The sequence below is a fragment of the Paracoccus rhizosphaerae genome (genome assembly GCF_026162645.1).
GTDB classification, from domain to species: Bacteria; Pseudomonadota; Alphaproteobacteria; order Rhodobacterales; family Rhodobacteraceae; genus Paracoccus; species Paracoccus rhizosphaerae.
The window spans coordinates 1-12,799 of sequence record NZ_JAOTBE010000016.1 but is presented as its reverse complement, the minus strand read 5'-3'; the positions used below and the strand labels follow the sequence as shown (position 1 = coordinate 12,799).

Annotated in this window: 10 protein-coding genes and 2 pseudogenes; 6 read left to right on the top strand and 6 right to left on the bottom strand. The window is 62.9% G+C overall.

Annotated features, from left to right (window positions below; genetic code table 11):
* Positions 1–20 precede the first annotated feature (20 nt).
* Complete coding sequence (locus OC184_RS08065; RefSeq protein WP_265506688.1) at positions 21–254, bottom strand: hypothetical protein; 234 nt, start codon at positions 252–254, stop codon at positions 21–23.
* A 260-nt stretch (positions 255–514) separates the two neighbouring features.
* Here OC184_RS08065 and OC184_RS08060 point away from each other — a divergent pair, with 260 nt between their 5' ends.
* The 3 genes from OC184_RS08060 to OC184_RS08050 all read left to right on the top strand — a co-directional run bounded on the left by OC184_RS08060 (position 515) and on the right by OC184_RS08050 (position 4,852).
* The gene (locus OC184_RS08060; RefSeq protein WP_378927203.1) at positions 515–1,087 is read left to right on the top strand and encodes a hypothetical protein; all 573 of its coding nucleotides are present in this window, start codon (positions 515–517) and stop codon (positions 1,085–1,087) included.
* A gap of 320 nt (positions 1,088–1,407) precedes the next feature.
* Positions 1,408–2,130: a helix-turn-helix domain-containing protein gene (locus tag OC184_RS08055; protein WP_265506686.1), complete on the top strand. Its 723-nt coding sequence runs from the start codon at positions 1,408–1,410 to the stop codon at positions 2,128–2,130.
* A 235-nt stretch (positions 2,131–2,365) separates the two neighbouring features.
* Positions 2,366–4,852: a cation:proton antiporter gene (locus tag OC184_RS08050; RefSeq protein ID WP_265506685.1), complete on the top strand. Its 2,487-nt coding sequence runs from the start codon at positions 2,366–2,368 to the stop codon at positions 4,850–4,852.
* Positions 4,853–5,592: 740 nt separating this feature from the next.
* Here OC184_RS08050 and OC184_RS08045 read toward each other — a convergent pair.
* Positions 5,593–6,021 (bottom strand): annotated as a pseudogene (locus tag OC184_RS08045) (ATP-binding protein); the annotation flags it as partial.
* 314 nt (positions 6,022–6,335) lie between these two features.
* Here OC184_RS08045 and OC184_RS08040 point away from each other — a divergent pair.
* Together OC184_RS08040 and OC184_RS08035 are read left to right on the top strand one after the other, a co-directional pair.
* Positions 6,336–6,515: a hypothetical protein gene (locus OC184_RS08040; protein WP_265506684.1), complete on the top strand. Its 180-nt coding sequence runs from the start codon at positions 6,336–6,338 to the stop codon at positions 6,513–6,515.
* On the top strand, positions 6,508–8,628 hold the full coding sequence (locus OC184_RS08035) for a recombinase family protein (protein ID WP_265506683.1): 2,121 nt from the start codon (positions 6,508–6,510) through the stop codon (positions 8,626–8,628). Before OC184_RS08040 ends, OC184_RS08035 begins: the two co-directional genes overlap by 8 nt.
* Here the strand turns inward: OC184_RS08035 and OC184_RS08030 are convergent.
* From OC184_RS08030 to OC184_RS08020, 3 genes are all read right to left on the bottom strand, one after another.
* A complete protein-coding gene (locus OC184_RS08030; protein WP_265506682.1) occupies positions 8,600–8,941 on the bottom strand; it encodes an ATP-binding protein in 342 nt (113 codons plus the stop codon). The genes OC184_RS08035 and OC184_RS08030 overlap by 29 nt on opposite strands.
* Positions 8,942–8,958: 17 nt before the next feature.
* Complete coding sequence (istA, locus tag OC184_RS08025) at positions 8,959–10,491, bottom strand: IS21 family transposase (RefSeq protein WP_265506681.1); 1,533 nt, start codon at positions 10,489–10,491, stop codon at positions 8,959–8,961.
* A gap of 210 nt (positions 10,492–10,701) precedes the next feature.
* Positions 10,702–11,655: a GlxA family transcriptional regulator gene (locus OC184_RS08020; RefSeq protein WP_265506680.1), complete on the bottom strand. Its 954-nt coding sequence runs from the start codon at positions 11,653–11,655 to the stop codon at positions 10,702–10,704.
* Positions 11,656–11,819: 164 nt separating this feature from the next.
* Here OC184_RS08020 and OC184_RS08015 point away from each other — a divergent pair, with 164 nt between their 5' ends.
* A complete protein-coding gene (locus OC184_RS08015) occupies positions 11,820–12,284 on the top strand; it encodes a YybH family protein (protein ID WP_265506679.1) in 465 nt (154 codons plus the stop codon).
* Positions 12,285–12,346: 62 nt separating this feature from the next.
* Here OC184_RS08015 and OC184_RS08010 read toward each other — a convergent pair.
* Positions 12,347–12,709: pseudogene (locus tag OC184_RS08010) on the bottom strand (IS91 family transposase); the annotation flags it as partial.
* Positions 12,710–12,799 lie beyond the last annotated feature (90 nt).

Here is a 12,799-nt window from a genome sequence, read left to right as displayed (position 1 = left end):
CGTCAGGCGGCTTTCCGCCATCATGGTGATACGACCGCGGGATCCTGGGCTCTGTTAGGCTGGGTCCTCCGGTTGAAACGCGTGATGAAGGACAGGTTCACTTGATCGATGAGTGACCGATAGGTGTCGCCGACGATCTGGAGGAGGCCGATGGCCGCGGAGGGTTGCTGGCGCGCGGCAGCGATTTGCCAGTCACGGATCTTGCAGACCGTCATACGGGTCGGCGGGAAGGGCAGTGGGGCGGTCGTCGCCATGCCACACCGCGTCGTACCCGTCCCGGGCTGCCTGGTACCCTCGCGTTGCACGCCGATCAGTCCGGCGCCGAGGATGATCCGTATGCGCTTACGTTGATCCGGAGGTTGGCCTGGAAGACCTTCGGCAGAGCGCAGGCTCGCTATCTCCTGCGATCGTCAAATCGCACCTCCTGCCGTTGCCAAACGAGTGTAAGAAGCACTATACGATATTATACTGATGACATCATAACTATAGCTATGGCGGCTAAGGGAGAATGGTTGTGCTTCGCTATCTGCGCTCACCGGTGTTGGGATTGGTGGTGGCTGTGTCGGCGGGAATTGTACCTCCGTCGCGTGTTGCCGCTCGTTCCTACCCCATCGACTGCGCGATCCTCTTGTGCATGGCGGGTGGTTTTCCTCCTTCGGCCGAATGCACAGCAGCCCAGATCGAGGTCATCCGGCGCGTGACGCCTTGGCCGATCGAGCCGCCGTTGCAGCTTTGGAACTGTCCGATGGGTGGGGGTGGATCAAGGCCTGCCCCTCATCTCGGGTCTGACGGGCTTACTCCTGAGGTGAGGCAGTATCGGGATGCCGTCGAGGTCTGGGAGCTTCGCAAGCGTAGCGAGAACAGCAGTGGTGGCCGCGACGTGTATGTCAGCGCCGTTCGGAACTTCTACAACAGCGAAGGCCAGTTCGTCCGGCAGGTTCAAAATGATGTTCCTGGCTGGGTCGGCACAGCGATTGCTGAGCATACAGGGACCACCTTCACGTCAGAGTATGGAAGCTTCCGGGCGATCCTGCTTCGGATGCAGGACTACACCGGTACGTATTCTACCGAGTGGGTCAGCTACTGATGCGTGTAGAAAGCCGGCGACCCCGACACGATGAACTGTCGCCAACGCCCTGCATGCGTCAGGTGACCGACAAAGTACCCGCAAAAAGGAAAGGGAAGAGCCACATCAGATAAGGGACCAGCCCAAAAGAAAACCCCCGCGCGGGGGTCCGCACGAGGGGGCTTGGGATTGGTAACTCAGGTTTGGCGACCTGAACTAGCGATGTTTCACCTGCTATAGTTATCTTCCCGCCTCCGAAAATCAAGAGCAAAAGGCGCATCTGTGCGAACGGATGAGGCTTGCCTGCGGACACCGCGCTTCTTGGAATCGAGGAGCAGCAGATGACTATCCCAACAGCCGCGGCAGGCGGCAGTCTATTCAATAGCCTCGGCGGCGTGATTGCAGGCGCGTACCCCGACCAGCGCGCAGTAACCCGCCGCCCGATCCGCAGTAACTCTTGCCGCGCAGGATCGTGCGAAGCGTCTTTCTGGCGCGGCACGTCCCGTCAGGAGGTCCAGAAGATCCTTCGCGCCGCCCAACGCTACGAGCTGGAGGGCAAGGAGCGGGGAAAACGTAACGGTCCCTTGGGTGGTGTTGCATTGGAGCTTCTGACCCTCTTCGCAAACCTGGTCAGCTTCAAGACAGGCCGCTTGGACCCGTCGCTCGACTGGATCACCGGTAAGCTGAAACGGTCGCGAGATGCCGTCGTGCGCGCGATGAAGGCGCTGCGCGATCACGGTTTTCTGGACTGGCTGCGCCGGTTCGAGCCGATACGCAGTGAGGGCCGTGGGCCTCAGGTCAGACAGGTCAGCAACGCCTATCGACTGTCAGCTCCCAGGCGTGCCTTGGCGCTTCTCGGTCGCTGGTCAGGGCGTCCTGCATTGCCGGAGGATGACGGAGCTGCGCGCGCAGACACGGCAGCTATGGAGGCCGAGTATGTGGCAACGCTGGATCTTGGCGCATTTGCCAGTTTCCAGTGTGGTGCCTCGCCGCTTGGTCAGGCTCTGGCAGAGATGGGCAGGGCGATAGACTTACGCGAGTCTGTCAAGCGGACTGAATCCTAATCTATCTTTATTCTTAATGTAGGAGGGTAGGGGAGACCGTACAGCAATGGCACCCTGCTCCGATCTGGCAGTCGCTCTGCGAGCCGCCATGCGCGCCGAAGCTCAGTTGGGGTTCTCGCGCCTTGGCAGGAAGCTATGCCTCTGGCGGGGAACGAGGATCATGATCAGATAGCATAAAGGTTAACCGGCAGGCTTTCGTGTTCCGCCTGCTGTGCTGACAAGGCAATATCAAGCCATGAACCTGATCCTCTTCGTTGCTGTCATTGCCGTTCTGCTGGTCCTCATCGCGTTGTGCGAACCTCTAGCCGAGCGGTTGCGGCTGCCCTACACGGTGCTTCTTGCCCTCGTTGGAACCCTGATCGGCATTGGTGCGCTGCTTGTAACGGCGGGGGTTGGCGGAGAACTCTTCGCGCCTGCTGCCGCGGCAATCCTCAACCTGCCGATCCGGTCAAACGTGTTCATGTACCTGTTGTTGCCGACGCTGCTTTTTCAAGTAGCCTTGAGGTTGAACGTCCGGCGCATGCTCGATGACTGGGTCCCGATCATCCTGATGGCCATCGTGGCCGTGATCGTCGCCACCTTTGTCATCGGGTTTGCCCTTGCGCCTTTCACGTCCCTGCCGTTGGTAGCCTGCCTGATGCTGGGAGCCATCGTGGCCACGACTGATCCCTCGGCTGTGGTCTCCATCTTCCGCAACACCTCTGCACCGCTGCGGCTGTCCCGGATCGTCGAGGGAGAAAGTCTGCTCAACGACGCGGCAGCCATCGCGCTCTACAGCTTTTTTCTGACATTCGTCATGGCCGGTGTCCCCAACCCCACGCTGAGCGATGCGCTTGTTCAATTTCCGGTGCCTATTCTCGGAGGCATAGCCTTTGGCTGGATCATGGGCAGGGCAAGCTCGAGCCTCATGTCCTGGCTGGATCCTTTTCCCCGCGGACAGCTTTCGATAAGCGTCGGACTGGCTTACCTCACGTTCGTGATCGGCGAACAGTTGGTCGGGGTGTCGGGCGTCGTGGCAACGGTGGTTGCGGGACTGACCATCAACATGTTGGGCCCTGGGCGCATCGGCCCGGGAAACTGGACCTATATGCGCGAGGTCTGGGACAGCCTGGCCCACTGGGCAACGTCGTTCATCTTCGTGCTTGCTGCTCTGCTGGTCCCACGGCTGATTGCGGACGCCGAACTGCACGATCTGTTCCTGATCCTCGTTGTCACTGTTTCCGCGATCGTGGCTCGTGCTCTCGTGCTTTATGGCATGCTTCCGCTTTTGTCCCGTTTCAAGCTGTCGCCACCGGTCGAGAGTCCCTACCGCCTTGCCATCCTGTGGGGTGGTCTGCGAGGGGCCGTAACCCTTGCGCTGACCCTGGCGGTCGCTGAAAGCGCGCTTGTTCCTGCTGCGGTCAAGCACGAAGTCGGTATCGTCGCGACAGGCTTCGCCCTGGTCACCCTCCTGGTGCAGGGCACAACCCTCCGGTGGCTGATCGGCAGGCTCCGCCTTGACCGGCTTTCGCCGCTGGATCAGGCTCTTTCAAACCAAGTGATCGCCGTGACCCTTCAGAACGTGCGCGAGGGTGTGTCCAGGACCACCCGGCGTCACGAGTTGAACAGTGACGTGGTCCGAAGCGAAGCTAAGCAGTTTGCGGAGCGTTTGAGCAGGTCCCTTGAGCGCGCAGAGGCGGCGGACGACACGGCGGAAAGTGATCGTGTCACTCTTGGCCTCGTCGCCCTTGGTGGACGCGAGCGGGACATGATCCTCGACGCATTCCGGCAGCAGCTTCTTTCCGACCGCCTCGTGGAGCAGATGCTGTCGGATGTCGACCGCCTTATCGAAAGCACGCGGATCGAGGGGCGCAATGGCTACCGCGAAGCCGGGCGACGGTCCCTGAACCTCGGACCCCGCTACACGCTGGCAATCCGGCTCCACAACAGGCTGGGCCTGCAGGGGCTCCTGACTCAGTTGACAGCCGCCCGTTTCGAGATCCTCCTGAACCAGCGCCTGATCCTGAGCGACCTGCACGGCTACATTGACACCAAGATCCGCCGCATCCACGGCAAGCACATTGCCGACCTCCTGCATGAAGCGCTGAAGCAGCGTGAAGCTGAGGCGCGGAAGTCGCTGAACGGGCTTCGACTTCAGTATCCAGCTTATGCCACGGAGATGGAGCGCAGGTTCATCCGGCGCACAGCTCTTCGGCTTGAAGAGAACGAATACCATGTTTTCTTCGGTGACGGCCTCATCGGCCGGGAGGTCTACACGAAGCTGCTTCAGACCATCGAAAAGGCTCGAAAGCAGCTGGCGCAGCGTCCGAGGCTCGACCTGGCGGTGGAGAAAGCCGAGTTCACGCGCCAGTTTCCGTTATTTCAAGACATGGACGACCGGCAGCGACAGAAACTGGTGCGCGCCTTCAGGACCCGTTATGCCGAACCGGGAGAGGTTCTGGTGCGTCGAGGAGATGTGGAGCGCAACGTCTACTTCATCGCATCCGGCGCTGTGGAGGTCAGCGTTGGCGGACAAGCGTATCCTCTAGGGCGCGGCGAGATTTTTGGGGAGTTGGGATTGCTGACGCACCGGCCGCGTCGCGGGCAGATCACCGCCATAACGCATTGCACGATGCTCTTGTTGGATGAACCTGGCTTCCGAAAGCTCCTGAAGCGGAACGAACCGTTGCGGCAGGCGGTGCTGGAAACGGCCAGGCAGCGAGGAGCGGTCCTTGAACTGTAACGACATCGGGGTCCTGAAATGCTGTCGGATCGCCTGCCGCAGTTCGCCTTGCGTCAGCACTGCCTTGATCTGAAAGCGCCCGGACGCTGGTCATGGGGGACATGAATACCGTCAGCGCGAGCAGGGGGCTTTCCGGCGAGGCGCTGCACTGGCTAGGGCTCCGCACCCCGCCGGAAGCCCCCCGCGCCCGAAAGCGCACCCCCCGAGTTGTCCGGGTAGCAGCTCCGAACCAGGCGGAGCCCCGGCAACACTTCAGGTGAGGCGACAGCATCCGCCTTCGGGAACATTCCCTTAGTGAGGCAATACGGCGGACAGGGTGCTTGTCGCTCATCAATAACCGTCACGGCACCGCCAAGCGTCAGCTTTGCGGATCCTCCTGCCGTTCGCTGCGGGTGCAGCTTGGCCCGACCTGAGTTTGACTGCCCTTCAGGATGCGACATCTGAAACTGGCTTTGACAGGTTCATTCTGCCAGCGGCCTTGCACCATGCGTATTCCACGGCATCCGACCGCTTATTCCAGCAACATCCGACCAGCCGTTCCATGGGCATCCGACCGGTCGGCGGTAGCGGTCTGAGGCAAGTTCTTCATGGTTGATCCGGGTGCATCCGGTCAAGGGTGACGGTGGTGCGGAGGGTTGTCCACGGGAGGGCCCCACGCGCCCGGCGCCGCGCCCGCCAAGAGGCTGGCGGCGCCGGGCGCGTGGGAGGGACCGGTGGGCAAGCCGGGATCGGCGTTATGCTCATTGGCTGGCCCCTGCGCGGTTGTCGATGCCGGTCTTGCGCAGTGACGGACCATCCAGGGGAATGCGATAGGCATTGTGAACCAGCCTGTCGAGGATGGCGTCGGCGAAGGTGGGCTCACCGATGACATCGTGCCAGGTCTCCACGGGGAGCTGACTGGTGACGATGGTTGAGCGGCGGCCGTAGCGCTCCTCCACGATCTCCATCAGGTCGCGGCGCTGCGTGGCGGTCAGGCGGTCGGGACCCCAGTCGTCGAGGATCAGAAGGTCCACGCGGGCGATCTTGCGGAACAGCCGGTCGAAGCGCCCGTCGCCGCGCGCCAGCTCAAGGTCGGCGAAGAGCCGCGGCAGCCGGTGGTAAAGAACGGTGCGGTCGGCGCGGCTGGCCCCGTGGCCGAGTGCGCAGGCCAGCCACGACTTGCCGACCCCGGCAAGCCAACGAGAGACTGCCCGCTTTCCGGGATCTGAGGTTCGGATTTGTTATCTGTTTCATCCTCAGGCGGGACAGGTGGTGCAGGTGGTCGCGCGCTCGTGTCGTGGTGGGGCCGCGCATCTGACGATTGTTCAGCATGACGGAACGCTGGCAAAGATCCCGGCCTGGATGACCGAGGAGAGATCGGGGGATGCGGTTGTCGTTCGCGATCCAGCACTTTCGGTTGCGGCGCTCCTCGAGGCCCGCGCAATCCTGGATCGGTCCTTACGCTTGCCTGGCGGGGAATCATCCCCGGACAGCGGAGGCGAGAATGACAGAGACCCATCCTCTTCAACTGCATCTGTTCGATGCCACCCCCGATCCCGCAACGATCCCGCCGGACCGCCGACGGCGTCTTCTGAGGCTCACGGGAGCGCTCCTGAGCGAAGCCGCGCGCGACGTGGCGGACCTGGAGGACCCGTCGGCGGCGCGGGAGACACACGATGAGTAAGGTGGGCTCTGATCATCTGGCGCGCCAAGCCGTCGTGTATATCCGGCAATCGACCGCAGACCAGGTCGCGCATAACCTCGAAAGCAAACGGCGCCAGTACGCTCTTGTGGAGCGCGCGCGCCAGCTTGGTTGGGCCGATGTAGCGGTCATCGACGATGATCTTGGCCGCTCGGGCTCCGGCGTCGCACGGCCCGGTTTCGAGAAGCTTCTCGCCGGGATCTGTGAAGGTCGTGTTGGTGCGGTGATGTCGATCGAAGCCTCGCGGCTGGCGCGCAATGGCCGCGATTGGCACACGCTGCTGGAGTTTTGCGGCTTGGTTTCCACGCTTATTGTCGATGAAGATGGGATTTACGACCCACGCCATCCCAATGACCGCCTGCTGCTCGGGATGAAAGGAACCATGAGCGAGATGGAGCTGTCGGTCCTTCGACAGCGGTCCCATGAGGCCCTGCGTCAGAAGGCACGCCGCGGCGAACTGTTCATGACGGTTGCTATCGGCTATGTGCGCATCGGCCGTGATCGGATTGACAAGGATCCTGACCGGCGGGTCCAGGACGCCATCGGATTGGTGTTTTCCAAATTCGATGAGATGCGCTCCGTCCGGCAGGTGCATGTGTGGCTCCGGCAAGAACAGATCTCGCTCCCGGCGGTTGTCCACGGACCAGCGGGGCGCGAAATCCGGTGGAAACTGCCCGTCTACAACACGGTTCTGCACATCCTCAGCAACCCGATCTATGCCGGAGCCTATGTGTTTGGCCGCACCGGCTCGCGCACGGTGATCGAGGACGGGCGCAAGCGTGTGATCCAGGGGTTGCGCAAGCCACAGGACGACTGGGATGTTTTGATCCCCGATCATCATGATGGTTATATCAGCTGGGATATCTACGAGAGGAACCAGCGCTTGATTGCGGACAACGCCACAGGAAAGTTCGGTCCGGGGCGCGGTGCAATACGGCGGGGCGAGGCTCTTCTGGCCGGGCTTCTGAGATGCGGCCATTGCGGGCGCAACCTTCACGTCGCCTATTCGGGCAAGGGCGGCAACACCGGCCGCTATCATTGCCGCGGCAGTCAGCTCAATCACGGTGGTGCGCGCTGCATCTCGTTCGGGGGCATGCGGGTCGATCGGGCGATCAGCGCCGAGATCATCGCGCGGCTGCAACCACTCGGCATAGAGGCGGCACTCGAGGCAGAGGTGGCCCAAGGTCAGGCACATGAGGAAAAACGCCATCAGCTTGAGCTGAGCCTGGAGCAGGCGCGCTACGAAGCCTCTCGCGCCCGGCGCCAGTACGATGCGGTCGATCCCGATAATCGTCTGGTGGCAGGAGAACTGGAAGCGCGCTGGAATGCGCGGCTTGGTGCAGTGGTCGCGCTCGAGGATCAGATCAAGGCGCATGATGCGGCGGCCCTGTCGCAAAAGGCGGGCACCGCCGATCGCGCCAGGCTGTTGAGCCTGGGGGCCGATCTTGAGCGTGCATGGACAAGCCCAGGTGCAGCACCTGCCACCAAGAAACAGATCATTCGCACTCTGGTCGAGGAGATCATCGCGCGCGTGGACGGAGAGACCATTGAGCTTGTTATCCGCTGGCAAGGTGGCGCGCATTCCGCACTGTCTGTCCGCAAGAACCGCAGCGGTCAGCACCGCTGGAGTACCGAGCGGGATATCGTCGATCTCGCGCGTGCGCTGGCCCGTCTCATGCCTGACAAGCTGATTGCCTCAACACTCAACCGGGCAGGAAAGGTGACCGGACGGAGCAACGGATGGACGCAATCGCGCGTGTGCAGTCTTCGCAATCACCATCAGATCGATGTTTATCGTGAGGGCGAACGCCAGGAGCGCGGTGAGCTGACGCTTGAGGAGGCAGCCAAGGCCTTGGCAATCAGTCCATCAAGCGTGCGCCGCCTGATCCAGGAAGGACGACTGCCGGCGCAACAATTCTGCAAAGGCGCACCCTGGATCATCAACATGGACGATATTGGCAGGGATGATGTGCTTGAAGCAGCGAATAAAAGGCGCGGCGGCCGCCCGCCGTCTGAGAATCCGTATCAAAAAACACTTTTCTTATATGGACATAGTGAGGTGGGCATTATGAAGCAGGATTGCAGGGCCCGGTGATCAGGACCGAGCGGTGCCGGTCGATCCAGTCAGGGCTGGCGAGGCTCTGGAACAAGGCGCGGTCGAGGCCGCGGGAGGTCCGGTAGTCCACATCCTCCATGCAGGCGCCGCCATGGCGCAGGTTGGCGGCCCGCAGGCGCGACTGGAACCGGCGGGTGCCGCGCCGGGCCTCTTCGCGGTCCAGCATCAGCCCGATCCAGGCGACGGGGTCGAGGCTGCGACCGCGATCTTCGCTGATCAGCTCGGCAAAAGCTTCGGCCATGCCGTCGAGCTTCAACGCGTTCAGCGCCTCAAGGGTGGGGTGAGTCAGCAAGGGTTTGTCTCCTTCGGTCAGTGGAAGAACTTGGCGCCGCGGATATTGGCGTGTGTGATGGGCGGGGCTTCGGGTCGCCGGTCCGGGGGACGGCCGTCGAGGCGGTTCAGCAGGATCGACTTCACCGAGGTCATGGTGCGGGTGTTGATGGCGAGCGCACGGTCACAGGCGGCCTCGACCCGCTCGGGCCCATAGCTGCGGGCCAGACGCAGGATGCCGAGGCAGGAGCGAAAGCCCTGTTCGGGGTGCGGCCTGTCGCGGAGGATGACGTCGATCAGGATCCCGGTGGCAGGACCGATGCGGGCGGCCCGGTCGCGCAGCTGCTCGGGCGTGGTCTCGGCATAACGGCGATGGCTGGCGGGACGATGGTCGTTCAGCGTCGTCGCACCGGTGTCGCCCGGGGCGGCGCGCCTGTGGCAGGCCACGCGTTTGCCGGCGCGGAAGATCTCGACTGTGCCTGCGGTCAGCCGCGCCCAGAGCTGCTGGCGGATCAGGTCGTGGGGCACCGAGTAATGGTGGCCCTCCAACCGGACATGATAGTCGGCGCCGACCGTGGCGCGGCGCCAGTCGGCGTGGACGAAAGGCTCCGGGGGCAGCGGCTGCATCGCGGGGCGGTCGAGCGTCTCGAAGAGCTCCTGACGTGCGGCGCCAAGGTGACGGCTGACGCGGGCATTCAGGCGGGCAAGCTCTTCGCGGATGGCAGCGTTGAGTTCGTCGAGGGTGAAGAACTGCCGGTTGCGCAGTCGCGCGATGATCCAACGCTGAGCAAGAAGAACCGCCCCTTCGACCTTGGCCTTGTCGCGCGGTTTGTAAGGACGTGCCGGAAGGATGGCGGTGCCGTAATGCGCCGCCATCTCGGCGTAGCTGCGGTTGATCTCTGGCTCGTAGAAGCAGGCCCGGATCACGCCGGACTTCAGGTTGTCGGAGACCACCAGCGCCGGCACCGCACCAAACGCGGCGAAGGCACGGGTATGCGCACCGATCCAATCCGGCAGCGCCTGGCTCCAGGTAGCTTCCGCGTAGGTCATGTTCGAGGCGCCCATGACGGCGATGAAGATCTCCGCCGGACGGGCCGTGCCGGTTACCGGGTCGGTCACTGTCATCCGGGTGCCCGAGTAGTCGACGAACATCCGCTCGCCTGCGACATGGCGTTGGCGCATGACGGGCGAAAGCCGCCCAGCCCAACGGCGATAATGCTCGCAAAAGGCCGAGTAGCCATAGCCGTCGGGGTGCTGGCCCCGATACTCGTCCCAAAGCAGCGCCAGCGTGACGCCCGGCCGCTTCAGTTCGCGATGAACCATCGCCCAGTCTGCAGCGGCGAATTGCCGGTCCTGCGAGGGCGGCGGAGGCGGAAACACTCGCCGCTCCAGTGCCTCCTCGTCTAAGCCCTCGGGCAGCGGCCAGGACAGGCCAGCCACCGCGGCGCGGCGCAGATACTCGATCACCGTTGTCTTACCGACGCGGGTCGCGAGTGCGATCCGCCGGGTCGACATTCCCTGCGCATGAAGGCGCAGCACGTCCTCGATCTTCCTCATCGGCAGTCTCCTCATCGCACCCCTTCTTCCGCTGTCAAAACAGCTTCTGGGTAGCGCAGGCGTCTGCCTCAGACCCGCCCCGCGTGACGGAACCCGCTCAGATCAGCCTGGTCGGATGCGGCTGGAACGGGTGGTCGGATGGTCGTGGAATGGCCGGTCGGATGTTCATGGAATGTGTGGTCGGATCACCGTGGTGCGCGCACACCAACTTGATCACTACGGCTGTCAGCGTTTCGTGGTTGGTGCGAATTTGCGGCGGTAGATGCTGGGCGTTACACGGGCGATCCGCTTGAAAAGCCGCCGAAAGGCCGCCGAGTCTTCGTATCCAACGTCCCAACTAATCTGGTCAATCGTCAGGTCGCTCTGTTCGAGCTTTCGCTTCGCCTGGTCGACGCGGACCTGTTGAACATAGGCGATCGGGGTCAGCCCGGTGGCTTGCTTGAACCGTCGTTCCAATGCGCGGTCCGACAGGCCGGATCTGCGGATCATCTCGGCCACCGGACTCGCGACCGCGAAATTCTCCTTCAACCACTCCTGTTGTTGGGACACCAGACGATCGCCGTGCTGAGTGTCCGGAAGAAACGGTAAGTAGGGCGCCTGACCCTCTGCGTGGCGTTCCAGCAACTCAAACTTTGCGATGGCCTGCGCGGCGATCGGACTGACGAAGCGGCCAATAAGGTAGAGCACGAGATCCTGCCACGAGGCGGCCCCGCCCGACATGACGAACTCCTCTCGCTCGCCTGCCGTAACAAGCACCTCATCCAGACGCAGATCAATCTTCGGGAAAGACGCCCGGACGGTTTGCTCAAAGGCCCAATGGGTTGTCGCCGGGAGACCGTCGAGCAAACCAGTCTCCGCCAGCAGGCCGAGGCCGGTGCAGGCGGAGCAGAGGACTGCTCCTCTGGTGTGCATGCGCTGCATCCAAGCCACAAGTTCCGGATGCCGGTCCACCACCCAGCTCTCTTCTACCGCCATGGTCGACACGATGACGATATCGGTATCCTCCACCTCCGCCACGGCGCGCTCGATGGTGATCGGCAGTCCGCTGCCGGCGATCACCGTCCCCGGTGCCGTTCCGACAATCTCGACCTCGAAAGGCGGCGACGCGGGCACGCCCTCGTGGAAACTCGCCACGACTGGAAAGGCCGTCAGCACTTCGTAAAGCCCGGCAACGGGCATCGCCAAGCTTCCCGGAACGGCGACGAGGCTCACATGTATTGGCGGCGCAGAGGTCGTTCTCGTCCTCCGCGACGGAAATGGACCGATGCCGTCGACTCTCGCACTTACAGGGTCGGTTCTCAACCGACAGACTCTTCGCAACTCGGGAAAAGGAGGAATCGAAGATGCTCTTCAACATGCGACCTCAAATCATGGCCGTCGCCGCACTTGCGCTGTCGGCCATGCTCCCCGGCACGGCCGGAGCGGAGTCCGAAGCGGTCAGGGCGATTGAGAAAAGACTCGGCCAATATGAGGCACGCTTCAACCGGCAAGACGCCGAGGCGGTTTCACGGCTGTTCAGCGAAGAGGTGGTTTATTACGGCCCGCTCGGTCAGGTGTTCGAGGGCCGCGACGCCGTCGAACAGCGCTACCGGAACAGCTTTGAGGCCGGTTTCAGCGACATGGAGGTCGAGACGCTCGAGATCGAGGTGCTTGGCGACACGGCCTGGGACATCGCTCGGTACACGATCCTTGACCCGTCGGGCAAGCCGCTGGCGGGCTACCATCTCGCCATCCTGGAGAGGGTGGATGGGGAATGGATTGTCCAGCGGACGCTGGTCAACGCGGTGATACCGCAGCCGCCCAGGTAGGAATATTGCCACGCCGGCAAAGAGGGGACATCGAACCACGGCGGGCAGGTCCTGCTGAGCCTCACCGTTTCAGCGGATGCCTTGAACAACAGCCCATACACCGCCCGCTTGTTCCAGTAGGCAATCCGCGCGATTTCCTCCGGAAGGGTGAAGACGACGTGGAAGTATTCCACGGGCAGCAGGTCCTCGGCGCGCGCCGCCATCCAGTCGCGCGCCGCCGGTCCCTGGCACTTCGGGCAGTGCCGGTTCTTGCAGGAGTTGTAGGCGACGTGATGGTGGCTGCACTTGCCACACACGACCACATGACCGCCGAGCGCCTCGGTCCGGCAGGCCTCGATTGCCGACATCACCTTGAGCTGGGAGAGGCTGAGATGCCCGGCATTAGCCCGCCGCCACGTGTCAACGGCGGTGCAAAACCCGGCCACGCGGCGGCGTAAAATCAGGCCAGGTGACGATGGCCGGCGCCATGGCGCGCGCGCTTACCATAGAGCTGGCGCGTGCCATGGCGCATTGGC